The following is a 22,666-nucleotide window of genomic DNA, read 5'->3' on the forward strand; positions in this document are numbered from 1 at the left end:
TGACATGAATATCGGTTTTATCGGACTGGGCGTCATGGGCCGCCCGATGGCGGAACACCTGATCGATGCCGGCCATACGCTGCATCTGAGCCGCGTGAAGGAAGCCTCGCAGCATCTCGTCACCAAGGGCGGCAAGGCAACTGCCAGCGCCAAGGCCGTCGCGGAAGCCTCCGACATCATCATCCTGATGTTGCCGGATACGCCTGATGTCGAAGCGGTCCTCTTCGGCGAGAACGGGGTGGCCGCGGGCCTTTCGGCCGGCAAGCTGGTCATCGATATGAGCTCGATCTCGCCCGTCGCCACCAAGGAGTTCGCGAGGCGCGTCGAAGCGCTCGACTGCGATTATGTCGACGCTCCCGTTTCCGGCGGTGAAGTCGGCGCCAAAGCCGCCTCGCTGACGATCATGATCGGCGGCAAGGAAGCAGCCTTTGAGCGCGCCAGGCCGCTGTTTGAAAAGATGGGGAAGAACATCACGCTGGTCGGCGGCGTCGGTGACGGCCAGACGGCCAAGGTCGCCAACCAGATCATCGTAGGCCTCACCATCGAGGCCGTCTCCGAAGCGCTGCTTTTTGCCAAACGCGCCGGCGCCGATCCGGCCAAGGTGCGCGCGGCCCTAATGGGTGGCTTTGCCGCCTCGCGCATTCTCGAAGTACACGGCGAACGTATGGTCAAGGAGACTTTCGAACCGGGCTTCCGCATCCGCCTGCACCGCAAGGACATGACGCTCGCCGTCGATGCCGCTCGCGCGCTCGACCTTTCGCTGCCGAACACGGCCGCCACCCAGCAGCTCATGAATGCCGCGATCGCCAATGGCGATGGTGAACGCGACCATTCCGCCCTTATCCGCACGCTTGAGCTCCTTGCCGGAGGGCCGCGCTAGATCAGGACCACCTAGAACACCCGGACGACATCTTCGATTGCCCCCTGCCGGAGCCGCTTCTCCGGACGGCGAAGCCATGTCCGGACATCAATAGAAAAGGACAGGACAATGCTCAGAAACGATATCCAATTCCCTTTCGGCGCCGTCTATTTCCGCAAGTCCAATCCACCGCGCGACGATTGGGAGCGCGACTACACGACGGCGGGCGAAGATGGCCTGAACATCTTCCGCCACTGGTTCATGTGGAGCGCAATTGAAGTCGCCCCAGGCGTCTACGACTGGGAAGAATATGACCGCCAGCTCGATCTTGCCGCCAAGAACGGCATCAAGACCGTCATCGCCGAACTCATTCATGCCGTGCCGGATTGGGCCGTCCGAAAATATGCCGATGCGCTGCAGGTCAATGCCGACGGCACCAAGCTCGGTTCCTACATGGGTGTCTCGGCCGCGACCGGCGGCTTTTCCAACAATGGCGGCGGCGCCGGAGCGCTGACGTTAAATTGCCCGGAAGTGAAGGAAGCCGCCGGCAAGTTCCTGACGGCACTCGCCACCCGCTACAAGGACCATCCAGCGATTTACGGTTACGACGTCTGGAACGAGGTCAACTATTCCGCCGATGTCGATTACAGCAGCTATGCCAAGGCCGCGTTCCGCAAATGGCTGGAGAAGAAATACGGCAGCCTGAACGTGCTCGCCAAGGCATGGCATCGCTATAGCTATGCCGAATGGGACAATATCGAGCCGCCGGTCCATATGGCGCCCTACCCTGAATGCATCGACTGGCTGCAGTTCAAGCGCGACAACTTCTATGGCCAGATGCAGTGGCGCATCGATACGATCCGCGCCGTCGACCAGAAGAACGTCATTGCCGCGCACGGCATTTCCGGCGCGATCCCAAACATGGCTGCCAATGGCTGCGACGACTGGCTCGCCGCCGCCAAGGTGGAAATCTACGGCTTCACCTGGATCCAGGCCCGTAAGGGCACGGAGCCGTGGAAGACCTGGTACGGCGTCGATATCAACCGCGCCGCTGCCCGCGGCAAGCCTTTCTGGCATGCCGAGCGTCAGGGCGGCCCGCTCTGGCTGCAGCCGCAGGTGATCGGCCGCGACAAGGAAGACGGTCGTGTCGCTGAGCCCGAGGATATCCGCATCTGGAGCATGACCTCCTTTGCCGGCGGCGCTCGCGGCGTCCTGAACCTGCGCTGGCGCCCGCTGCTCGATGGCCCACTCTTTGGCGCCTTCGGTGCTTATGGCATGGACGGCAGCCGCACGCCGCGTTCCGATATGCAAAGCGCCATGGCGAAATGGGCGAATGATCCGGCGCAGAAGGCACTCTGGGACGCAAAGCCTGTTCGTGGTGAGATCGGCATTCTCGTGGTCCCAGAAACACAGGAATGGGATTACCTGCTGAACTATGACCGAAAGGAAAAGCCTTATCCGGAAGCCATGTGGGGCGCCTATCGCGCCTTCCTCGGTCATGGCTTGCAGCCGGACTGGGTGCATATCGATGATATCGACGCCTACGACTTCCTCTATTTCCCCTACCCGATCATGTTCACCGCCGAGCAGGCATCGCGCCTCAAGGCCTGGGTGGAAAAGGGCGGCACGCTGATTGCCGAAGCCTGCCCCGGCTATTTCGGTGACCGCGGCCATGTCGGTGAAGTACAGCCGAATATGGGCCTCGATGAAGTCTTCGGCGCCCGTGAAGAAGAAGTGGAGTTCATGCCTGATATCGGCAACCGCATCCACTTCAAGTTCGACGAAACCGCCGTCGATGGCGGCGGTCTCCTGCAATCCTACCGCCTGACCGGCGGCACCGGCCGCGGCACCTTCGACGGCGGACGTCTTGCCATCGTCGAAAACCGCTTTGGCGAGGGCCGTACCCTGCTGATCGGCACCAACCCGTCGGTCGCCTTCTATCGCACCGATGGCAAGGCCAACGCCACCTTCTTCGCCGAACTGGTGAAATGGAGCGGCAGGGCGCGTCATGCGACGCTTTCCAATGATGCGGTCTTCGCCCGAATCCACAAGGGCGAGAAGGGAAGCTTCCTCTGGCTGGTCAATCCGACGCGTAAGGTACAGACGACAACAGTCACTCTCGCAGATGGAAAACTGTCGGGCAGCAAGCCCGCCTGGCCGGTGAACCATGCCTATGATGCTGGCCGCATAGAGGTGCCGGCTCGCGACGTATTGATCCTGCCAATCGCCTGACTAGTGGAGGGCAAGCTGTTCGACCCAGCCGCCTTGCGAAAGCGCGGCGCGGTCGAGTTCGCTTTCGATGCGACCGGACTGCATCAGCACGGCCCGGTCGCACATATGCGCAACGACACCGGGATCGTGGCTGACGAGCACGAAGGTCATACCATGCGAAGACTTCAGGTCGTTCAGCAGGTTGAGGATTTCGGCCTGGACCGAGACATCCAGCGCCGAGGTCGGCTCGTCGAGCAGCAGCAGCTTCGGCTTCAAGAGCAGCGCACGCGCAATCGCCACGCGCTGCCGCTGTCCGCCGGAAAGCTGGTGCGGATATCGTCCAGCTGCGGCGGCCGGCAGGCCGACCTGATCGAGCGCGATGCGAACCTCATCCTCGACATTGCGGACGCCCCGCAAGACTAGCGGCTCGCCGAGAATGCGGGAAACGCGATGGCGCGGATGCAGCGACGAATAAGGATCCTGAAACACCATCTGGATATTGGATCGCAACGCGCCGGTAATCTTATGCGCCGGCTGCAGCGCCTCATCGAAGACAGTGATGGAGCCCTGCCAATTGGTGTTCAGCCCGGCAACAGCACGCAGCGCCGTCGTTTTGCCGCAGCCGGAGGGACCGATCAGCCCGAACGTCTCGCCCGGCGCAACGTCGAAGCTGACACCACGCACGGCGGTAAAACCCTTGCCGCTGCTCTGGAAGGTCACGAAAAGATCGGAAACGGAGAGCGCGCTCATGCCTCGTCTCCGTAAACCGGCAGCCGCGTACCGTAAGTCGCAGCCGAAGGCCGCGCCGCCCAGAGCGCCCGCGTATAATCCGATTTCGCATTGGCAAGATCGGCGGACGCCATCTGCTCCTCGATCTTGCCATGCCGCATGACCATGACGCGGTCGGCATAACGCGAGACCTGCTGCAGATCATGGCTGATGAGCAGAAGTCCCATGCCGAGTTCCTCCGTCAGCGACCGCAGCAGCGTCAGGATCTGGTCCTGCAGACCGCGATCCAGAGCCGAGGTCGGCTCGTCGGCAATCAGCAGTTTCGGCCGGTTGATCAGCATGGCCGCGATCATCACCCGCTGCCCCATGCCGCCCGAGAGGGAAGCGGGATAGCTGGAATAGATCCGCTTCGGATCCGGAAGACCGACCTTGTCCAGCATATCGAGCGCCCGCTCGCGCCGCTCGGCAGCCGATAGTTTCGTGTGCAGAAGCAGCGCCTCTTCGACCTGCCTGCCGACCTTATGGGCCGGATTCAGCGAATATTTCGGATCCTGCAAAATCAGCCCGAGACCACTACCGCGCAACCTGTTCCAGCCGGACGCGGACAGCGTCGTCAGCTCCTCCCTGTCGAAGGCGAGACGCTTTGCCCTCACCTCGGCCCGACGCGGCAATAGACCCATGATCGCCCGGCCCGTCATCGACTTGCCGGAGCCGGATTCACCGACCAGCGCCACGACCTCGCGACCGACGGAGAAGGAAATGCCATCGACGACACGCACTGGCCCTGCCTCGGATGGAAAGGCGATCGACAGATCCTCGATGGAAAGCAGCGGCTCAGTCATGGCGCGGATCCAGGATATCGCGCAGGCCATCGGCCAGCAGGTTGAAGGCGAAGGAGGTGATCAGAATGGCAAAGCCCGGTACGGCCGCCACCCACCATTGATCGAAGATCACCTGTGTTCCCTCCGACACCATCGAACCCCACTCCGCCGTCGGCGGACGCACGCCGAGACCGAGAAAACCGAGACCGGCAGCCGCAAGGATGATGCCCGAGAGATCGAGCGCCAGACGGATGATCGCCGAAGGCAGCACCAGTGGGAGGATATGCCCCCAGAGCAGCCGCACGCCTCTGATACCAACCATTTCGGCCGCCGCCAGATAATCGCTGCGCCGTAACGCCGCCGTCTCGACGCGGGCCTGGCGCGCATAGGCGGGCCAACTCGTCAGCGCCAGTGCCAACGCGCCATTGATGAGCCCCGGCCCCATGATGGCGACGAAGGCGAAGGCGAGCAGGAGCCGCGGGAAGGACATGACGATATCGGTGATCCGCATCAGTACGCGCTCGGTGATGCCGCCGAAGAAACCCGAGAGGATGCCGACGAGAATGCCGAGCGGCGCCATCAACAGCACGACGACGAGCACCAGCAGCAGCGTCGGCCGCGCGCCATAGACGATGCGTGACAGGATATCCCGGCCGAAACCATCGGTGCCGAACCAGTGCGCGGCGTCAGGCGGCATCAGGCGATTGGCCGTTTCCTGCAGGTTCGGATCATAGGGCGCAATCAGCGGCGCCAGCAGCGCAAGTGCCAGAATGAAAAGCACGACTGCACCGCCCACCGTGGCCGAAGGCGAGCGCAGTACGCGACGCAGGAAGGATGGGCCGCCGAGCGGCGCCTGGACGATCGCGCTCATCGCTTCGTCCCCGCAGTCAGCCGCGCCACGCCGAGATCGGTCAGCGCGTTGAGAAGCACGAAGGAGGCCCCGACGACCAGCGTCGCACCGAGGATCGCCGGCATGTCACCGGCAAACATCGCCGTGGTCAGATACCGGCCGATGCCAGGCCAGGCAAAGACGGTCTCGGTCAGCACTGCGCCTTCCAGCAAGCTTGCATAGGAAAGAGCAATCACTGTCAGCAGCGTCCCGGAAATATTCGGCAGGATATGGATGAAGACGATGCGGCCGAGGCTCGCGCCCTTGGCGCGCGCCGTCGTCACATATTCCTGCCCGAGTTCGGTAAGGATCGCGGCCCGCGTCAGCCGCGAAATAGCGGCGAGCGCATGGAGGGCCAGCACGATCGCCGGCAGTGCCAGGTGCGCCAGCGCGTCGCGAAAGGCACCCGCCTTGCCCGAGATCCAGGTATCAACAAGCGCAAAGCCGGTGACGGATTTGACCGTATATTGAAAGATGACATCCGCCCTGCCCGGCCCCGGCGCCCAGTGCAGTCGGGCATAAAACAGCAGCAGCATCAACAGGCCAAGCCAGAAGATCGGCACGGAATAGCCGAAGAGAGACACGAAACGGGCAAGCCCGTCCACCCATGTCCCCTGCCGCATGGCGGCGGTTATACCGAGCGCAAGACCGATAACCGCGCCGAGGATGATCGCCGCTGTCGCAAGCTCGATCGTTGCCGGGAACGTCCGGGCAATGTCCTTCGCGACCGGTTGGCCCGTCGAGATCGACTGGCCAAAATTGCCTGACAAAGCCGTCTCGACATAGCGGGAAAACTGCACCGGCAGCGGCTGGTCCAGCCCAAGCTCCAGCCGCGCCTGCTCATAGGTAGACTGGCTGGCATGGTCGCCGACGAGTTGCAGCGCCGGATCGATCGGCGATAACCGCGTCATTGCGAAGGTCACCAGTGCCAGCCCGAAGAGCGTCAGCGCAAAGGACCACAGCCATTTCGAAAGCGACCAGACGAACGACAACTCCCGCCAGCTGTTGCGCTGGCGGGAGTTGGTCATGTCGGCATTATCTGTCGTTGCCGTTTGCGGCACTTATTTTGCTACCTTGTCGTAATAGACCTGGTCTGCGTTCAGGCCCTGGGCATAGTTCTTCACCTTGTCGCTTAGCACGACCTGGTCATTGCCTTGAAGCATGAAAACGAAGGGCGAGCTTGCCTGAACCTTCTTCTGCAGATCCTGATAGAGCGCAGCGCGCTTGGCGGCGTCCTGTTCCTTTACGGCGGCGAGCGTCTCGTCGGTCAGTTCCGGGATCACCCAGCCGGCCTGCTTGGCAACCGTATTGGCCGAGTTGTCCTTGTTGATCGCAAAGGCGCTGGCGTTGGAGTGCGCGTCGAAATAATCCGGGATCCAGTAACGCAGCGTCATCTCGAACTTGCCGGCGCGGCCGCGGGCATAGATGTCGCTCGCAACACCCGGCTGGATATCGAGCGTGATGCCTGCCTGAGCGAAGGTGGACTGCAGCGACTGGGCGATCGACAGGAACGGCTGGTCGTTGAAGACGATGAATTCGATCTTGAACGGCGTCTTGATGCCGCCATCGGCAAGGATCTTCTTTGCCTTCTCGACATCGAGCTTGAAAGGCGTGTCGCTGAGCGCGCCGGGGAAGCCGTTCGGCAGGAAGGCCTGGTGAACGCTGCTCTGGCCGCGCAGCAGGTTCTTGGTGATGCCGTCATAATCGACGAGGTAACGTGCCGCTTCCCAGAAAGCCGGGTTGCCGAGCGTCGGGTTCGCCTTGCTGTTCAGCAGGATATAGTCCTGACGGGCGGAGGGAACGGAGAGCACCTTGATGCCGCTCTTGTCCTTCAGCGCTTCGATCTGGTCGGCAGACAGGCCGCGGGCGATATCGGCATCGCCCTGCTCGACGAGCAGGCGGCGGGCGCCAACATCAGGCACGTTGCGGATGATGACGCTTTCGAGCGTCGGCTTATCTGACGAATTGGCATTGGCCTGCAGCACCAGCGCCTCATGCGGCGTGTAGGTGGCGATCGTGTAAGCGCCACTGCCGGCCGAATTAGTCTTCAGCCAGCCATTGCCAAAATCATTGTCCTTGGCCTGCGGCGAAACTGTCTGCTCATCGACGATGGAGGCTATCGGCGCCGTGAGGATCGACAGCGCGAAGCCGGAGCCGACATCCGCCGTCCAGGTGAGCTTGACATGCTTGTCGTCAACCTTGGTGATCGCGGCATCGACATTGTCGGCCTTCCAGCCGAGTTCGTTAAGGATGAAGGCCGGCGACTTGTTGAGCTTCACGGCGCGCGTCAGCGAGAAGATCACGTCTTCGGGGCGAACCGGATTGCCAGACGCAAACTTGGCATCATCAAGCGCGAAGGTCAGGCTCTTGCCATCGCTGCCGGCTTCCCAGGTAGCGGCAAGTGCAGCCTCGATCTTCGTGCCATCATCGCGGTTGGACTGCACGAGGCGCTGGTAGATGTTGTTGAAGGACTGGACAGTCGTCAGCTCGAAGCCTTCGGCCGGGTCGAAGCTGACGGCATCGTCGATCGACTGGGCGACGACGAGCACATTCGCAGGCGTTTCGGCGTGAACGGCCGGCGCGCTGAATGCCAGGGCAAGGCTGAAGACAGTGCTGAGCAGCTTGGCGCGGCTGGTAATGATGGACATGGAAAACTCCCCTCGGGTGATGAAAAAGTTAGGTGGCGCCTTCGGCGAAAGCCTCAAGCTCGGGGTCGAAATCGACCTCGACAACATTGATGTAGACGGCAGTGGCAATCATGATGCCGGCAAAGGCGACGAGATCGACTAGCACCTTGGTCTCGTATCGTGCCTTCAACTCGGCCCAGATATCGGCAGGAATGGCATTGGAATCGGCGACGATTGCCGCGCCAAAACGTTTAAGCAGTCGTTCCGTATCGCTTAACTCCAAGGCATCGGGATTGAACCCGTTCTTGATCAGCGCCCGGCGAAAGAAGGTAATGGCAATGTCGGACTTCAGCGCCGTGGAGATCGAATGCGAGAAGATCCATATCTCGCGGTCGCTGATGGCAGGATTGAGTTCGGCCCTGAGCGTGAACCATTCGGCATAGATGCGGTGTGCCTGCGGCGAATGCAGCAACGTCCGCTTCATGTTGGTCATGTTGCCGCGAACCCGCACTTCCTCGTCATGCGCTGCTCGAATCTCTTCGGAAGCGGTGTCGTAATCGATATGGGGAAGCTGGCTCATGCCGGATTGCTCTTTCTTTGTGCGATAAAGGCTAACGAGGTGGCGAGATATTGTGCAGTCCATATTCATCCAGCTTTTCCGCCTTTTGACGAAAAATATTCCGCCGAACGTTACCGGCAAAAACGAACTTTTCGTCACAGATATATCAGCATTTCACAGCTGGCATTCTTGACATTGGTGCCCACAAACGACACGATGAAACCGGTTTCAATCGTACATAAGGGAGTGATCGTGCGGTTCGACCTTTCGATCCTCTTGCCCCATCTGGGCTTTCTCGCGCAAGGCGCGCTGCTGACGGCGGAGGCCTGCGCCCTGGCGCTGGTCGGCAGCGTCATCATGGGCGCTTTCGTTGCCATTGCGCGCACCTCCTCCTCGGGTCTTCTGCGCAGAATTTCCTTCGTCTACGTCGATATCTTCCGCAACGTCCCCTTCATCGTGCAGCTGTTCTTCTTCTATTACGGCCTGCCCGAGATCGGCATCTATATCGATGCCTTCACGACGGGTGTTGTGGCACTTTCGATTGCCGGCGGCGCCTATGCCTCTGACGTCATCCGCGCCGGCATCCTGGCGATCGATCCCGGCATCATCGAGGCCGCCGAAGTGAGCGGCCTGTCGCGCCGGGTGGTCTTCACCAAGATCGTGCTGCCGATCGCACTCAGAACCTCCGTTCGGCCGCTGGGCTCCGTGCTGATCAACATGGTCCTGACCTCTTCGATCCTCTCGACCATCACGCTGAACGAATTGACCGGCTCGGCTCAGATCGTCGTCTCGCAGACCTATCGGCCCTTCGAAGTCTATATCGTGCTTCTCGTCGTCTATGCCGTTCTGACCTATCTGGTCTCGCTGGGTATCGCCCTCCTCCACCGCCGCCTGAACCGCGACATGATGGAGGCCGTAGCCTGATGCGCTTTTCCGATTTCACACCATTCGATATCTGGCTGCTGCTGCAAGGCCTTGGCGTCAGCCTCGGCCTGTTCTTCTCGACATCGCTGATGGGCCTGCTGATCGGCACACTCTGGGCCGTCTGCCGCTTCTATCGCGTGCCGGTGTTGACGCCGGTAATCACCTTCTTTGCCGAACTCCTGAAGAACTCGCCTGTTCTGGTGCAGCTCTTCCTCGTCTTCTTCGGCCTGCCCGGCCTCTTTCATATCCGCATCACGCCGACGACGGCTGCGATGATCACGCTGTCGGCCAATTCGGCTGCCTTCGTCTATGTCATCGCGGTCTCGGCCATCGAATCCATCGGTCGCGACCAGATCGAGGCGGCCCGCGTCTTCGGCCTCACCCGCTGGCAGGTGCTGCGCCATGTCGTTGCGCCGCAAGCCATGGCCTTTGCCATCGGCCCGCTGACGGCGCTTCTCGTCAACCAGCTGCAGGTCACTTCGCTGATCTCGGTCATCGGCGTCGTCGATCTCACCAAGATCGGCAACATCCTCAACCTGCGCACGCTGAAGCCCTTCATCGTCTGGACGGTGGTCGGCCTGCTCTATTACGTCTGCGCCAAGCTGCTCGCATGGCTCGGCGCCCGCTTCGAAAACCGCCTCAGGGCGCATGCCGCCTGGAGAGGGCTCTGATATGCTCAAAGTAGAAAATGTCCAGAAGGCCTTCGGTCCTACAACCGTTCTCGATGGCGTCAATCTCACCATCAATCCCGGCGAGGTCGTCTCCATCCTCGGCTCTTCCGGCTCCGGCAAGTCGACGCTGATCCGCTGCATCAACGGCCTGGAAAAATTGAACGGCGGCAGCATCACCGTCGATGATTTCGACGTCAGCAAGCCGAAGGAATTGGCCGAGGCCCGCAAGCGCTCTGGCACCGTCTTCCAGCTCTTCAACCTCTATCCGCATATGACCGTACTCGGAAACATTACGCTGGCGCCGATCGAAGTGCTGAAGAAGCCTCGTGCAGAAGCAGAAGCCACCGCCCGCGCCCTGCTGCAGTCCGTCGGCCTAGGCGATCGGGCCGACGCCTATCCGGCCCAGCTCTCCGGCGGCCAGCGCCAGCGCGTCGGCATCTGCCGGGCGCTTGCCATGCAGCCGCGCTATCTGCTGCTCGATGAAGTCACCAGCGCGCTCGACCCGGAAATGACATCGGAAGTCCTTGCGATCCTCGCCAAGCTGGCGACCGAGGGCACGACCATGCTCTTCGTCACCCACGAAATCGAATTCGCGCGGCAGATTTCCAACCGCATCGTCTTCCTCGACAAGGGCAAGCTGCTCGTCGATCTGCCGACGGCGGATTTCTTCGCCGCCGAGGGCGGTATGGCCAACTCCCGTATCGCCCAGTTCCTGTCCAAAATGCGCAAAGATTAGAGGTATTCATGCTGCTCTTGGCCAATAAAGAAGCCTGGCCCGGTTTCCCGACGACAGTGCAGATGCTGCGCGAAGGTGCCATCAGCCTCGACGCGATGGTCGCCGGCATCAGCAAGGTGGAAAGCGAAGTCCAGGTGCGCAGCGTCGGTTACGGCGGCTGGCCGAACATGCTCGGCAACATGGAACTCGACGCCGCCGTCATGGATGGCAACACGCGTGACGTCGGCACCGTCGGCGCCGTGCCGAACACATTGCCCGTCGCCCGCCTCGCCCATGAGGTGATGAAACGTCTGCCACATGTGATGCTGACTGGCGACGGAGCTCGCCGCTTTGCCAGTGAAATCGGTTTCTCCGAAGACGATGTGCTCTTTGAAGATAGCAAGCGCGTCTGGTGGGAACGGCTCGAAAAGGAACTCTCGCCGGAGGAATTGGCGAAATTCCCCAATATCCCGCTGGCGCCGCTGAGCCGCGCCATCACCGATCCCGAGCGCGTGCGTGACACGACCGTCTTCCTGTCCGCCGATCCCACACGTGGCATCCATGCTGCGACGTCGACGTCGGGCTGGGCCTGGAAATATCCGGGCCGCCTCGGCGACAGTCCCATTCCCGGCGCCGGCTTCTATGCCGACAGCCGCTATGGCGCGGCCGCCTGCACCCATACCGGCGAGATGACAATGCGCTGCTCGACTGCGCGCACCGTCGTGCTTGCGCTCAAATTCGGCTATTCGCTTTCCGACGCCGTCAAGCTGGCCGTCGAGGAGCTCAACGAACTTTCCTCTGGTTTCCTGGCCGGCGTGGTCATCCACGCCGTCGATGCCAAGGGGAACCATGAGGTCGTGAATTTCAGATGCGAGGGCGAAATCCGCTACTGGCTCTGGGAGGACTCGATGCCCGAACCGGAACTCCGGGCAGCGAAACAGGCATAATCAAGAAGAGGGAAATGGAACCATGAAACGCATTCTCACAGCCATTGCCGCGCTGGCCGTCGTTGCCGGCTCTGCGCTTCCATCCTTTGCCGGCATGATCGACGACATCCGCTCGCGCGGCATCGTTCGCATCGGCGTATCGCTTGGCGGTGAGCCGATCGGCTTCCGCGACGCGCAGAACAACCCGGTCGGTTATGACGTCGACGTTGCCACTCGCCTGGCCGAAAAGCTCGGCGTACCGGTCGAATTCACCGACGTCTCGGGCGACGCCCGCATCTCCATGCTGGTCTCCGGCCAGATCGACGTCGCGATCGCCAACACCTCGGCTACGCTCGAGCGCGCCAAGGTCGTCAATTTCTCGATCCCCTATAACCGCGCCGGCCTGCGCGTCATCGTCCAGAAGGACTCCGGCATCAAGGAGCTGAAGGATCTCGCTGGCAAGAAGGTCGTCGTCGGCCGTGGCACCACGGGTGAAACCTTCCTCAAGTCCGCCGTTCCGGATGCGCAGCTCGTCTATGTCGACCAGTTCGCCCCTGATGGCGTCCTGCAGCTTCAGCAGAAGCGTGTCGATGCGGCAATCGAAGACTCCTCGCTGCTCGACTATCTCGCCACCAAGAACCCGACGCTGGTCACCCTGGCCGGCCTCTATTCCAACGACCCGATCGGCATGGCTGTTGCCAAGGGCGATCCGGAATTCGTTCGCTGGCTCGATATGTTCGTCTCAGACTACATCCAGTCGGGCGCCTATGAAGCCAATTACAAGAAGTGGTGGGGTGCCGAAGCCAACCCGCCGGCTCTAAACCCGCAGTGGTAAGACAATCCTCACAGGCCGCCTTCGGGCGGCCTGTTTGCTATCAGGAGGTTAACCGCGGAAAATAGGTCGTTGGCACGATGACCGGCGGCTGGCCGGGGTGAAAATCGCCAGGATTTGCGATGAAATCGACGACGTGCTCGACATAGACGCCTTTGTTGTAACCGATCGAGGAAATCGGATAGGCGTCGAAATCGGTGAGCGAGAGATTGTCGAAACCATAGAGCCGGAAACGTGTCGGCCGGTTGCCGGGAAAATCGGCACGGCAGACATCGAGAATGCCCATGGCCATCGCATCGGACGTGCAGAAAATCGCATCCGGGCAACCCGCGCCGGTCAGCTCCGCAGCCGCCGCGTGGCCGCTCTCATAGGAATAGTCGCCTTGCACCGTGCGCACCAGCTCTATGCCATTCTCCGCGAAGGCCTGTCTGTAGAAGCCGATGCGCGCGTGCTCCATCGGCGACGACGAACGGCCGGTGACGAGACCTGCCCGCTTCACGCCCTTCTTTGCCGCATCGGCGACGGCTTCGGCAATGCCGCTGCCTTCATCGGGAATAACGACGGGCGAAAGATCGTCATGAAGACCGTTCAGCATGACGACGAGATCGGAGCGGAACATGCGCCGGACCGTGGGCGCATCCGCAAAATCCGAAAAGACCAGTGCCGCATCGACATGATAGGCGACGCCGTTGCGCAGGAATTCCTCGACGCGGGCGACAGAACCGATGCGGATCATGATGACCTGCTTGCCGATCGACTGAATCTGATCCAGCAACCGATCGAAAAGATCGAGATCCGAAAGGTCGTGGATATGGTTGACGACGACGGCGACGAGGTTGACCGTCTTGGTCGTCAGACTTTGCGCCAGAAGGTTCGGCTTGTAGCCGAGCTGTGCGGCAGCCTCGACCACCCGCTCGCGCTTGTCGGCAGAAACCGGCCGCGGCTCGTTGGAGAGCGCCCGGCTCGCAACCGCACGCGATACCCCGGCGAGCTTTGCAACATCGGCAATCGTCGGGGCGGCATCGCGGCCATTGTTCTGAGTCATATTCGAGCGCTTTCCAACCTGTCATGGCGTGATAGCGCACAGAAGCGCATCTTCGCTATCGGAAACTTGCAATCATCCACTTTCGTGGCACTGAAACCGGTGCCACCAGCCCTTTTCGCTTCGATACCAGCTTGAATGGAGGAACTGTATGGCAATCACCCTTTCACCCATAACCCTGCCCGATTTCGGCCCTGTCGGCGCCGAGCAGCCACAGATCCCGGCGGAGACGTACGCAGCCCGCGCCGACGCCGCGCTAAAAGTTGCTGGCACCGATTGGCTGGTGGTCTATGCCGACCGCGAGCACTTCGGCAACATCATGTTCCTCTCCGGCTTCGAGCCACGCTTCGAAGAGGCCCTGCTGTTGCTCGGTCCGAAGGGAAAGCGAGTCATCATCACAGGTAATGAATCCGAGAGCTACACGGTGCTTGCCCGTCTGCCTGGCATCGAGGTGCTGCGAGCCCAGACCTTCAGCCTCATGGGTCAGGACCGTAGCCAGAACCCGCGCCTCTCTGACCGTCTGCGCGACGCCGGCATCGGCAAGGGTAACAGCATCGGCCTAGTCGGCTGGAAGTATCTTTCGGCGGAGGAGGACGAGGATCACGCAAACTGCTTTTTCGTGCCCGACTTCATTGTCTCTGCGCTGCGCCGCTTGGCCGGCAAGATCACCGATGCGACCACCGTTCTCATGCATCCGGAGACCGGCTTGCGTGCCGTCGTCGATGTCGACCAGCTCGCCGCATTCGAATGGGCTTCGGCCCGCTGCACACGCGCGCTCTGGCGCGTCGTCTCAGGTGTTCGCGAAGGCGACAGCGAGTTCGAGGCACTCGGAAGACTGGGCTATGAAGGCGACCCGCTGAACCTTCACACGATGTTCGCCTCTGTCAGTTCCGGCGAGGCCATCGTCGGCCTACGCAGCCCGACGGCACGGCGTGTGAAGAAGGGTGACGGCGTGACGACTGCCCTTGGTTACTGGGGCGCCCTCTCCTCCCGCGCCGGCCTGCTGACCGACCATGACGACGCCTTCCTGAAACCCGCCAAGGCCTATTTCGAAGCTCTGATCACCTGGTACGAGACGGCCGATATCGGCACGACCGGCGGCGATCTCTTCACATCAGTCACCGAGAAACTGAAATCCGCCGGCCTGAACTCGGCGCTTAACCCCGGCCATCTCGGCAGCCACGAGGAATGGCTGCATTCGCCGGTCCGCCCAGGCTCCACCGAACGCCTGCGCTCAGGCATGCCCTTCCAGGTCGACGTCATCCCCGTGCCCATGCCAGCCGGCTGGGCGTTGAACTGCGAGGATACGATCGCCTTTGCAGATGCAAAGCTGAGAGAGGCGATCCGCACGAAGTACCCTGAGATGCACGCCCGCATTACCGCTCGCCGCGCCTTCATGGCGGATAAGCTCGGCGTCGCCCTGAAAGACAGTATCCTGCCCCTGTCGGACACGCCGCTCTACCTGCCACCCTTCTGGCTGAAAGCGAACCATGTGCTGATCCGCGAATAGCGCGTAAAGGATCGACGGCCCTTGGCTGTCGATCCGACCTTACCTAAATTCAGCTTGAAAGCAGGAGGAGCGGCATGAGCGACGATCACAAGCATATCGACTGGCGCGAACATGGCGTGAAGGTTATTCCCGGCAATGCGCTCGATCCGAATACGGCGCAGACGCCGGGCATGAACCGCGCGACCGCCATCAACCATGCGCGAGCTGGGGCCGAAAAGATCTGGGCGGGCACAGTGACGATCCATGCCAATGCCAAGACCGGCGCCCATCATCACGGCGATCTCGAAAGCATCATCTATGTGGTGAAAGGCAAGGCCCGCATGCGCTGGGGCGAAAACCTCGAATTCACTGCAGAAGCCGGCCCCGGCGATTTCATCTACGTGCCGCCTTTCGTTCCGCATCAGGAAATCAATGCCAACCGTGACGAAACGCTGGAATGCGTGGTCGTGCGCTCGGGCCAGGAACCGGTGGTCGTCAACCTCGACATCGAACCAGTCGAAAAGCCCGAGGACGTGCCGTGGATCGACCCGATCCACCGCCACTAGCTCTCAGGCAGCGGCGAGGATCATCGCCGCACCTTTTTCCGCCACCATCATCGTCGGTGCGTTGATATTGCCGGCCGTGATGTTCGGGAAGACCGAGGCATCGACGATCCGCAGCCCGGTGATGCCGTGCACCCTCAGGGAGGCGTCAACCACGGATGTCGTGGCATCCGGCCCCATCGAAGCCGATCCGCAGAGGTGGTAGATCGAACCGGAATTGCCGCGGAAATAGGTAAGCAGTTCCTCATCCGTCTGGGCCTCCACCGAAGGCGGCATTTCCACTTCAGTGATCGCCCGCAGGGCCGGCGCTTCCATGATCCGGCGCACCAGCCGGCTGCCCTGAATGACCTCTTCTTCGTCATGCACAGTGCCGAGATAATTCGGCCTGATCTGTGGCGCTTCCGTCATCTCGGGCGAGACGATGCCGACCGTGCCGCGGCTCGTCGGCCTGCAGGAGTTGAAGGCGAGAAGGAAACCCGAATAGGGCTCCGGCTTCAGACCTGCCTTCGGATCCGTTGGAATACGATAGGAGAGCGGATTGAAATAAAGCTGGATATTCGGTCGCTCTTCATCCGGGCTGCCACGCAGGAAGGCGCCGGCCTGGTTAACGCTGAGCGCCAGCGGCCCGCGTCGCGTCAGGATATAGCGCAGTGCCTGCCGCGCCTGGCCGAACAGCGTTCCGAGCTCGTCGTTCAGCGTCGGCACGGTGGAGCGGTAATAGAAGCTGGCGCAGAGATGATCCTGCAGGTTCTTGCCGACGGTCGGTAGATGCCGCACCAGCGGAATGCCCAGGGATTGCAGATGCGCGCCGTCGCCGATGCCGGAGAGCTGCAGCAGCTTCGGTGTATCGACCGCACCTGCAGAGAGGATGACTTCCTGTCGGGCCGAGTAGTTTGTTATGCCGCCGGGACCGATCACTTCGACGCCGGTCGCGCGGGCTTCCGCATCGACGATGACGCGCCTTACCCGGCTGTTGCGCAGGATAGCAAGATTGGGCCGTCCGAGCGCCGGTCTGAGATAGGCGAGCGATGACGAGGAGCGAACGCCGTTCCGCGTATTGATGTCGTAGATGCCGGCGCCTTCGATGCTTTCGCCATTGAAATCCGCGTTCAGCGGCATCTGCAGCTCGGCGCAGGCTTCCAGGAAACGGTCGGTAATCGCATGCGATTGGCCGCGCATCGGCGTCACATGGATCGGCCCGCCGCCGCCATGATATTTGCTCTCGCCGCCCGCATGCGTCTCCAGCTTGCGGAAGAAAGGCAGCACGTCTTCATAACCCCACCCGAGGTTGCCGGCAGCCTTCCAGTCGTCGAAATCATCAGCCGCGCCGCGCACGAAGATCATCGCGTTGATGGAGCCGGAACCGCCCTGCACCTTGCCGCGCGGCGCATAGATCCGCCGACCGTTGAGCGCGGCCTCCGGCTCGCTCCAGTACATCCAGTTGACCTTCGGATCGTAGTAGGAGCGCGCATAGCCAACCGGGACACGAAACCACGGCGAACTGTCATTGCCGCCGGCTTCGATCAGCAGCACATTGTGCCTGCCACTCTCACTGAGACGTGCGGCCAGAATGCAGCCGGCCGAGCCGGCGCCGACGATGATGTAATCGTATGTCGTCATCTTCGTTCTCAGCCGCGGGCCGGCGCAAATGCCTTCACGTCGGCGGGCTTGTCATCCATTTGCAGATGCAGTCGCTGCCCTTCGTAGGGCGGGTGTTTCGCGACGACATCGAGATTGAGCTCTACGCCCAGCCCCGGCTCGTCTGAGGGGGTCAGGTAGCCGTCCTCGAAGCGCAGCGGCGTCTTCAGGATCTCCGCGTAGAAGCCCGAGAAATCGACGATCGCCTCATGGATCAGGAAATTCGGCGAGGAAGCGGCAAGCTGAATACTGGCGGCAGCACCGATAGGACCATTGTAGAGATGCGGCGCGATCTGCGCGTAATAGGCTTCAGCCATGCCCGCGATCTTCTTGGATTCCAGAATGCCGCCGGCGCGCGCCACGTTCATCTGAAGGATGGAGGCCGCACCCGTTTCCAGCACGCGCTGGAACTCGTATTTCGTCGTCAGCCGCTCACCCGTCGAAATGGGGATCGAGGTCTTGCGAGCAACCTCCGCCATCGCCTCTTCCTGGCCGGGAGGCACCGGCTCCTCGAACCAGAGCGGATCGTATTTCTCCAGCCGCTGCGCGAGCCGGATTGCCGAAGAAGGCACCATCTGCCCATGCGTGCCGAAGAGCAGATCGGCACTGCTGCCGACGGCCTCGCGAATCTTGGCGCAGAACTCCTCGCAGCGGTCCATGACGCCGAGCGAAACCTGATGGCCGGAATAGGCGGTATAGGGACCGGCCGGATCGAACTTGACGGCGGTAAAGCCCATCTCGACCATCTTCACCGCGCATTCGGCGGCAAGATCCGGATCGTTATAGTCATATTCGCCGGCGGCATTCTTCGGATAGAGATAGGTATAGGCGCGCAGCTTCTCGTGCACGCGCCCGCCGATCAGCTTGTGCACCGGCTTGCCGGCGGCCTTGCCGATAATGTCCCAGCAGGCGATCTCCAGGCCGGAGACGATGCCCATCATCGTCGGATCCGGGCGCTGGGTAAAGCCGCTCGAATAGGCAAGCCGCCAGAAGCGCTCGATATCATACGGATCATGGCCGAGCAGATAGCGCTGGAAGACATCCTCGATCAGCGGCACGAGTGCGTTCGGATGGAAGGCGGTGGAGTAGATTTCCCCGACACCCTCGATACCGTCTGCCGTCGTCAGCCGTACGAAGATCCAGTACATGCCGCCGATATGCGGCGGCGGGACGGCGACGACATGGGTGGAAAGCGATGCGATCTGCATGGCCGTGATCCTCAATGCTTGAGTATGACGAGACGTGTCTGGGTGAATTCGAGCATGCCGTGTTTACCGTCATCGCCGCCGAGGCCGGAGCGCTTCCAGCCGGCGTGATAACCCTGATAGGGATCTGCCGGGAAACGGTTGACGTAGAATTCACCAGCCTCGATCGCGTCGGAAAAGCGCATGATCGTGCGGTGATTGTTCGTGAAGAGCACCGAACTCAGCCCGAACTGGTGATCGTTGGCGAGCGCTAGCGCCTCCTCCGTCGTATCGTAAGCAACGATAGGCAGAACCGGCCCGAATATTTCCTCGACGATGATCTCCATCTCCTGACGGCAATTGGACAGCAGCGTTGGCGGATAGAAGAAGCCGAGGCCATCGGGCAAGGTGCCGCCGCTTTCGATACGCGCGCCCTGCTCTACCGCCTTCAAGACGGCCTTGTGCACATTCGTCTGCGCGGACTTCGTGGCGAGCGGCCCGACACGAGACGCATCGACCGAGCGGTCGCCGAAAGCCCGACCGGCAAAACCGGCCTTCAGTTTGGCAAGCAGAGCATCGTGGATAGAGCGATGCAGATAGACGCGCTCCGGCGCAGTGCAGAGCTGGCCGCAATGATTGGTCTTAGCGGCAATGAGCTGGGCGGCAACGACATCGAGATCCGCATCCGGCTCGATGATGACGGGCGTCTTGCCGCCGAGTTCCAGCGACGGCTTGGCAATATTCGTCTTGCAATAGTCAAGCACCACACGGCCCGCCTGCAGGCTGCCGGTCAGCGTGATCATCCCGACCTTGGGATGGGTGCAAAACGTGGCTGCAACCTCATGCGACATCGTGAGGATGTTGACCAGTCCCACAGGCAAGCCGGCCTCGGCCACTGCTTCGGCGATCTCGAAGGCCGAGGTCGGCGTCGAATTGCTCGGGCGCACGACGACGGCATTGCCGGCAATCAGCGCCGGCGCAATCTTGCGCACCAGCGTATAGATCGGGAAGTTGAAGGGGATCAGGCAGGCGACCACCCCGATCGCTTCGCGCTTCAGAAGCAGCGTCTCATTGGCATTGTCGCTCGGAATGATCTCGCCCTCAATGCGCCGCGCCCATTCGGCGTGGTAGCGCAGCAACTCGGCGCCATAGATCGCCTCACCCGTCGCATCGGCAAGGCTCTTGCCGGATTCCAGCGCCAGCGCCGTGCCAATCTTTTCCGCCCGCTTCTCGATGACGGCAGCAAGCTTGCGCAGCGCGTCGCCACGCGCAATTGCCGGCAGCGCCCGCCATTCCTTCTGTGCCTTCGCCGCCGCCTCGACAGCCTCGACGGCTTCTTCGGCAGTCGCCGACGGCACCTTGGCGAATTGGGCTTCCGTTGCCGGATTGAGCACCGGCACCAGACTGCTGGAAGACCGGAATTGTCCGGCTATGAAATTGCGATAATCCCTCATCACGGTATCCTCAGGACAATAGCCAACCACGCGCATGCCGGCCTCTGCCGGCCATGCGTTGAAACGAAACGGTGTGCCGTCGCCCGGAAGCGGCGGCTAGAACGTGCTGCGGCCCGGCGCCGCTTCTAGAAGTGTTCTCGTATAGGGATGCGTCGGCGCCTGCAGCACCTGGGCCGCACTGCCACGCTCGACGATTTCTCCCTTCTGCATCACCACGATCTCGTCGCTGATCTGGGCAGCGACGCGCAGGTCGTGGGTGATGAAGACGATGGCAAGCTGCAGCTTCTCCTGCAGCTCGCGAAGCAGTTTCAGAACCTGCGCCTGCACGGAGACGTCGAGCGCCGAAACGCTTTCGTCGGCGATCAGGACATCCGGCCGCATGGCGAGCGCACGCGCAATGCCGATGCGTTGGCGCTGTCCGCCGGAAAAGGCCGACGGCTTGCGCCAATAGGCACTCTTCTGCAGACCGACGAGATCGAGCAGTTCTTCCGCACGGTGCCGCGCTTCGCCTGCCTCGACACCGGCAAGCATGGCGGAGCGGGCAATCATCGGCCCGACGCGACGGCGCGGATTGAGCGAGCCGAATGGATCCTGGAAAATCATCTGGATCGACCGCCGCCGGGCGCGCAACGGCGCCGGCGCAAGGCCGAGAAGATCGGCGCCCGCCACTTCCACCCGGCCGCTCTTCGGCTCGATCAGGCGGATCATCGCCTTGGCAAGGGTAGACTTGCCGCAGCCGGATTCACCGACGATGGAGACCACGCGGCCCGGCGACAGGCTGAGCTCCACATGTTTCAAAACCTGGACGCTGCCGTAGGAATGCTGCAAGTCGTGCACGGCAAGTACCGGCTCTTCACCCTGCGGAGGAGCCGGACGATCGTGCGGCTTCAGGCTCGGCACGGCGGCGATGAGCTCTTTGGTGTAGGGATGGTTCGGCGCTGTCAGCACCTGTCTTGCCTCGCCGATCTCGACGATCTCGCCGTAGCGCATGACGGCCACGCGGTCGGCAATATCGGCAACGACACCGAAGTCATGCGTAATGAAGAGAATGCCATGGTCGTGCATATTGCGAAGCTCGCGCACGAGCTTCAGCACCTGCGCCTGCGTCGTGACGTCGAGCGCAGTCGTTGGCTCGTCCGCAATCAGCACACGCGGGTTCATGGCAAGCGCCATGGCGATGACGACACGCTGGCACTGGCCGCCGGAGAGCTCATGCGGATAGGCCTTAAGGATACGATCAGGGTTCGGCAGATGCATGGATTCGATCAGCGCGCGGGCACGCTTTTTGCGCTCGGCGGCATCGAAATCCGAATGCAGCTCGAAGACTTCCTCGATCTGCGCCGAAACCGTCATCGCCGGATTGAGCGAGGCGATCGGCTCCTGGAAGATCATGGCGATATCACTGCCCCTGACGGCGCGGAAAGCCCTCTCGGAGAGGCCGACGAGATCGGTATCGCCGAGCATCACTTTGCCGCCCGCAATCTTCAGCCCCTCCGGTACGGCCCCCATCAATGCGGCCGACAGAACCGACTTGCCGGACCCGGATTCCCCGACAACGCAGAGAATTTCACGCGGCCTGAGATCGAAGCTCGCCGCCTTGACGGCATAGGGCCTGTCGGCGCCCTTCGGCAGCGCGACACTCAGATTTTCGACCCGAAGGATCGGTTGGCTTTCGTTGCTGCTCATGCACGCCTCCCCTGCGCTTCCGAGACTTCTTGCAATCCGTCTGCCAGCAGGCTCAAGCCCAGCATCAGCGACGAGATCGCAAGGCATGGAAAGATGACGAGATGCGGGAAGGCGATCGCCATGGCGCGGCCTTCATTGACCATTGTGCCCCAATCCGGCGTTGGTGGCGGCAGGCCGAGGCCGAGGAAGCCGAGCGTGCCGATGGTGATCGCCGTGTAGCCGAGGCGCAAGCAGAAATCGACTGCGAGCGGGCCGCTGGCATTGGGCAGAATATCGAAGAGCATGATGCGCCAGGTGCTTTCGCCCTGTGTCACCGCAGACGCCACGAAGTCGCGGCTCGACACATCGATGGTAATGCCGCGCACGATGCGGAAGATCGCCGGCGCACTACCGAAGGTGACCGCAAGCACGATGTTGAATGGCGAGGAGCCGACAACGACGATGATGACGATATAAAGCACCAGAACCGGGAAGGAGAGCACCACATTGGCGATGTAGGACAGGACCGCATCGATCCAGCCGCGCCAGTAGCCGGCGATAAGACCGAGCGCCACGCCGACCACATAGGCAGTCACGGTCGCAAGCGTCGAGAACACCACGACAGTGCGTGCGCCATAGATCAGGCGTGAGAGGATATCGCGGCCGAGCTTGTCGGTGCCGAGCCAGAATACGCCGCCTGTCGGAGCGGCAGTACCGGGCTTTGCCAGTGGCAACAGCGTGCGGATCGGATCGAAGGGCGCAAGGATTGGCGCAAAGATCGCCACCAGCAGCCAGCCAATCGTCAGGAATCCGCCGATCAGCACGACCGGATTGGTGAGATAGGGTGTTACAGCTTTCCGCATGCCGC

Annotated in this window: 21 protein-coding genes; 9 read left to right on the plus strand and 12 right to left on the minus strand. The window is 61.8% G+C overall.

Features of this window, described 5'->3' with window-relative positions:
• Positions 1–4: 4 nt before the first annotated feature.
• Together J2X71_RS24125 and J2X71_RS24130 are read left to right on the plus strand one after the other, a co-directional pair.
• Positions 5–880, plus strand: coding sequence for a 2-hydroxy-3-oxopropionate reductase (locus tag J2X71_RS24125; RefSeq protein ID WP_310385936.1), 876 nt, complete (start codon positions 5–7; stop codon positions 878–880).
• A 108-nt stretch (positions 881–988) separates the two neighbouring features.
• Complete coding sequence (locus J2X71_RS24130) at positions 989–3,091, plus strand: beta-galactosidase (RefSeq protein ID WP_310385938.1); 2,103 nt, start codon at positions 989–991, stop codon at positions 3,089–3,091.
• On the opposite strand, the gene J2X71_RS24135 is transcribed toward J2X71_RS24130, so the two are convergent.
• Genes J2X71_RS24135 through J2X71_RS24160 form a run of 6 tightly spaced genes read right to left on the minus strand, consistent with a single transcriptional unit; the run spans position 3,092 to position 8,716 of the window.
• Positions 3,092–3,820 carry an ABC transporter ATP-binding protein gene (locus J2X71_RS24135; RefSeq protein WP_310385940.1) on the minus strand — a complete coding sequence of 243 codons (729 nt, stop codon included), beginning with the start codon at positions 3,818–3,820 and terminating at the stop codon, positions 3,092–3,094. It lies immediately after the preceding gene.
• On the minus strand, positions 3,817–4,641 hold the full coding sequence (locus J2X71_RS24140; protein ID WP_310385941.1) for an ABC transporter ATP-binding protein: 825 nt from the start codon (positions 4,639–4,641) through the stop codon (positions 3,817–3,819). The genes J2X71_RS24135 and J2X71_RS24140 overlap by 4 nt, the downstream gene beginning before the upstream one ends.
• Complete coding sequence (locus J2X71_RS24145; protein ID WP_310385943.1) at positions 4,634–5,491, minus strand: ABC transporter permease; 858 nt, start codon at positions 5,489–5,491, stop codon at positions 4,634–4,636. The genes J2X71_RS24140 and J2X71_RS24145 overlap by 8 nt, the downstream gene beginning before the upstream one ends.
• Complete coding sequence (locus J2X71_RS24150) at positions 5,488–6,570, minus strand: ABC transporter permease (RefSeq protein ID WP_310385945.1); 1,083 nt, start codon at positions 6,568–6,570, stop codon at positions 5,488–5,490. Before J2X71_RS24150 ends, J2X71_RS24145 begins: the two co-directional genes overlap by 4 nt.
• Positions 6,571–8,157: an ABC transporter substrate-binding protein gene (locus J2X71_RS24155; protein WP_310385947.1), complete on the minus strand. Its 1,587-nt coding sequence runs from the start codon at positions 8,155–8,157 to the stop codon at positions 6,571–6,573.
• Positions 8,158–8,185: 28 nt separating this feature from the next.
• Positions 8,186–8,716: a hypothetical protein gene (locus J2X71_RS24160; protein WP_310385949.1), complete on the minus strand. Its 531-nt coding sequence runs from the start codon at positions 8,714–8,716 to the stop codon at positions 8,186–8,188.
• A gap of 231 nt (positions 8,717–8,947) precedes the next feature.
• Here J2X71_RS24160 and J2X71_RS24165 point away from each other — a divergent pair, with 231 nt between their 5' ends.
• From J2X71_RS24165 to J2X71_RS24185, 5 genes are read left to right on the plus strand one after another with little or no spacing between them, the layout of a single operon-like run.
• Positions 8,948–9,619: an amino acid ABC transporter permease gene (locus tag J2X71_RS24165; protein ID WP_310385951.1), complete on the plus strand. Its 672-nt coding sequence runs from the start codon at positions 8,948–8,950 to the stop codon at positions 9,617–9,619.
• The gene (locus J2X71_RS24170) at positions 9,619–10,290 is read left to right on the plus strand and encodes an amino acid ABC transporter permease (RefSeq protein ID WP_310385953.1); all 672 of its coding nucleotides are present in this window, start codon (positions 9,619–9,621) and stop codon (positions 10,288–10,290) included. The genes J2X71_RS24165 and J2X71_RS24170 overlap by 1 nt, the downstream gene beginning before the upstream one ends.
• Position 10,291: 1 nt before the next feature.
• The gene (locus J2X71_RS24175) at positions 10,292–11,026 is read left to right on the plus strand and encodes an amino acid ABC transporter ATP-binding protein (RefSeq protein ID WP_310385955.1); all 735 of its coding nucleotides are present in this window, start codon (positions 10,292–10,294) and stop codon (positions 11,024–11,026) included.
• A gap of 8 nt (positions 11,027–11,034) precedes the next feature.
• Positions 11,035–11,952, plus strand: coding sequence for an isoaspartyl peptidase/L-asparaginase (locus J2X71_RS24180; RefSeq protein ID WP_310385957.1), 918 nt, complete (start codon positions 11,035–11,037; stop codon positions 11,950–11,952).
• Between the two features lie 22 nt (positions 11,953–11,974).
• Positions 11,975–12,766 carry a transporter substrate-binding domain-containing protein gene (locus J2X71_RS24185; protein WP_310385959.1) on the plus strand — a complete coding sequence of 264 codons (792 nt, stop codon included), beginning with the start codon at positions 11,975–11,977 and terminating at the stop codon, positions 12,764–12,766.
• Positions 12,767–12,806: 40 nt separating this feature from the next.
• Here the strand turns inward: J2X71_RS24185 and J2X71_RS24190 are convergent, their stop codons facing one another.
• Complete coding sequence (locus tag J2X71_RS24190) at positions 12,807–13,808, minus strand: LacI family DNA-binding transcriptional regulator (RefSeq protein ID WP_113319536.1); 1,002 nt, start codon at positions 13,806–13,808, stop codon at positions 12,807–12,809.
• Positions 13,809–13,956: 148 nt separating this feature from the next.
• Between J2X71_RS24190 and J2X71_RS24195 the strand changes: the two genes are divergently transcribed.
• Together J2X71_RS24195 and J2X71_RS24200 are read left to right on the plus strand one after the other, a co-directional pair.
• Positions 13,957–15,315: a Xaa-Pro aminopeptidase gene (locus tag J2X71_RS24195; RefSeq protein ID WP_310385962.1), complete on the plus strand. Its 1,359-nt coding sequence runs from the start codon at positions 13,957–13,959 to the stop codon at positions 15,313–15,315.
• A gap of 74 nt (positions 15,316–15,389) precedes the next feature.
• The gene (locus tag J2X71_RS24200) at positions 15,390–15,860 is read left to right on the plus strand and encodes a cupin domain-containing protein (RefSeq protein WP_310385964.1); all 471 of its coding nucleotides are present in this window, start codon (positions 15,390–15,392) and stop codon (positions 15,858–15,860) included.
• 3 nt (positions 15,861–15,863) lie between these two features.
• On the opposite strand, the gene J2X71_RS24205 is transcribed toward J2X71_RS24200, so the two are convergent.
• The 5 genes from J2X71_RS24205 to J2X71_RS24225 form a co-directional block, all read right to left on the minus strand.
• Positions 15,864–17,477 carry a GMC family oxidoreductase N-terminal domain-containing protein gene (locus J2X71_RS24205; protein WP_310385966.1) on the minus strand — a complete coding sequence of 538 codons (1,614 nt, stop codon included), beginning with the start codon at positions 17,475–17,477 and terminating at the stop codon, positions 15,864–15,866.
• A gap of 8 nt (positions 17,478–17,485) precedes the next feature.
• Positions 17,486–18,703 carry a mandelate racemase/muconate lactonizing enzyme family protein gene (locus tag J2X71_RS24210; RefSeq protein ID WP_310385968.1) on the minus strand — a complete coding sequence of 406 codons (1,218 nt, stop codon included), beginning with the start codon at positions 18,701–18,703 and terminating at the stop codon, positions 17,486–17,488.
• Between the two features lie 11 nt (positions 18,704–18,714).
• On the minus strand, positions 18,715–20,133 hold the full coding sequence (locus J2X71_RS24215; protein ID WP_310385969.1) for an aldehyde dehydrogenase family protein: 1,419 nt from the start codon (positions 20,131–20,133) through the stop codon (positions 18,715–18,717).
• Positions 20,134–20,229: 96 nt separating this feature from the next.
• Positions 20,230–21,819 (minus strand): ABC transporter ATP-binding protein, encoded by a 1,590-nt coding sequence (locus J2X71_RS24220; protein WP_310385971.1) that lies wholly within the window; start codon positions 21,817–21,819, stop codon positions 20,230–20,232.
• Positions 21,816–22,661, minus strand: a complete 846-nt coding sequence (locus J2X71_RS24225) for an ABC transporter permease (protein WP_310385973.1) — start codon at positions 22,659–22,661, stop codon at positions 21,816–21,818. Before J2X71_RS24225 ends, J2X71_RS24220 begins: the two co-directional genes overlap by 4 nt.
• Between the last annotated feature and the right edge of the window lie 5 nt (positions 22,662–22,666).

The organism is Rhizobium sp. 1399 (assembly GCF_031455475.1).
In the GTDB taxonomy this organism is placed as follows: Bacteria; Pseudomonadota; Alphaproteobacteria; order Rhizobiales; family Rhizobiaceae; genus Rhizobium.

Bases quoted from the DNA above. Each gene is read 5' to 3' on its own strand.
- J2X71_RS24180 (WP_310385957.1), top strand. From the start codon at position 11,035: ATGCTGCTCTTGGCCAATAAAGAAGCCTGGCCCGGTTTCCCGACGACA.
- J2X71_RS24225 (WP_310385973.1), bottom strand. From the start codon at position 22,661: ATGCGGAAAGCTGTAACACCCTATCTCACCAATCCGGTCGTGCTGATC.
- J2X71_RS24160 (WP_310385949.1), bottom strand. From the start codon at position 8,716: ATGAGCCAGCTTCCCCATATCGATTACGACACCGCTTCCGAAGAGATT.
- J2X71_RS24195 (WP_310385962.1), top strand. From the start codon at position 13,957: ATGGCAATCACCCTTTCACCCATAACCCTGCCCGATTTCGGCCCTGTC.
- J2X71_RS24155 (WP_310385947.1), bottom strand. From the start codon at position 8,157: ATGTCCATCATTACCAGCCGCGCCAAGCTGCTCAGCACTGTCTTCAGC.
- J2X71_RS24130 (WP_310385938.1), top strand. From the start codon at position 989: ATGCTCAGAAACGATATCCAATTCCCTTTCGGCGCCGTCTATTTCCGC.
- J2X71_RS24205 (WP_310385966.1), bottom strand. From the start codon at position 17,477: ATGACGACATACGATTACATCATCGTCGGCGCCGGCTCGGCCGGCTGC.
- J2X71_RS24175 (WP_310385955.1), top strand. From the start codon at position 10,292: ATGCTCAAAGTAGAAAATGTCCAGAAGGCCTTCGGTCCTACAACCGTT.
- J2X71_RS24170 (WP_310385953.1), top strand. From the start codon at position 9,619: ATGCGCTTTTCCGATTTCACACCATTCGATATCTGGCTGCTGCTGCAA.
- J2X71_RS24190 (WP_113319536.1), bottom strand. From the start codon at position 13,808: ATGACTCAGAACAATGGCCGCGATGCCGCCCCGACGATTGCCGATGTT.
- J2X71_RS24145 (WP_310385943.1), bottom strand. From the start codon at position 5,491: ATGAGCGCGATCGTCCAGGCGCCGCTCGGCGGCCCATCCTTCCTGCGT.
- J2X71_RS24140 (WP_310385941.1), bottom strand. From the start codon at position 4,641: ATGACTGAGCCGCTGCTTTCCATCGAGGATCTGTCGATCGCCTTTCCA.
- J2X71_RS24200 (WP_310385964.1), top strand. From the start codon at position 15,390: ATGAGCGACGATCACAAGCATATCGACTGGCGCGAACATGGCGTGAAG.
- J2X71_RS24135 (WP_310385940.1), bottom strand. From the start codon at position 3,820: ATGAGCGCGCTCTCCGTTTCCGATCTTTTCGTGACCTTCCAGAGCAGC.
- J2X71_RS24215 (WP_310385969.1), bottom strand. From the start codon at position 20,133: ATGAGGGATTATCGCAATTTCATAGCCGGACAATTCCGGTCTTCCAGC.
- J2X71_RS24125 (WP_310385936.1), top strand. From the start codon at position 5: ATGAATATCGGTTTTATCGGACTGGGCGTCATGGGCCGCCCGATGGCG.
- J2X71_RS24210 (WP_310385968.1), bottom strand. From the start codon at position 18,703: ATGCAGATCGCATCGCTTTCCACCCATGTCGTCGCCGTCCCGCCGCCG.
- J2X71_RS24185 (WP_310385959.1), top strand. From the start codon at position 11,975: ATGAAACGCATTCTCACAGCCATTGCCGCGCTGGCCGTCGTTGCCGGC.
- J2X71_RS24220 (WP_310385971.1), bottom strand. From the start codon at position 21,819: ATGAGCAGCAACGAAAGCCAACCGATCCTTCGGGTCGAAAATCTGAGT.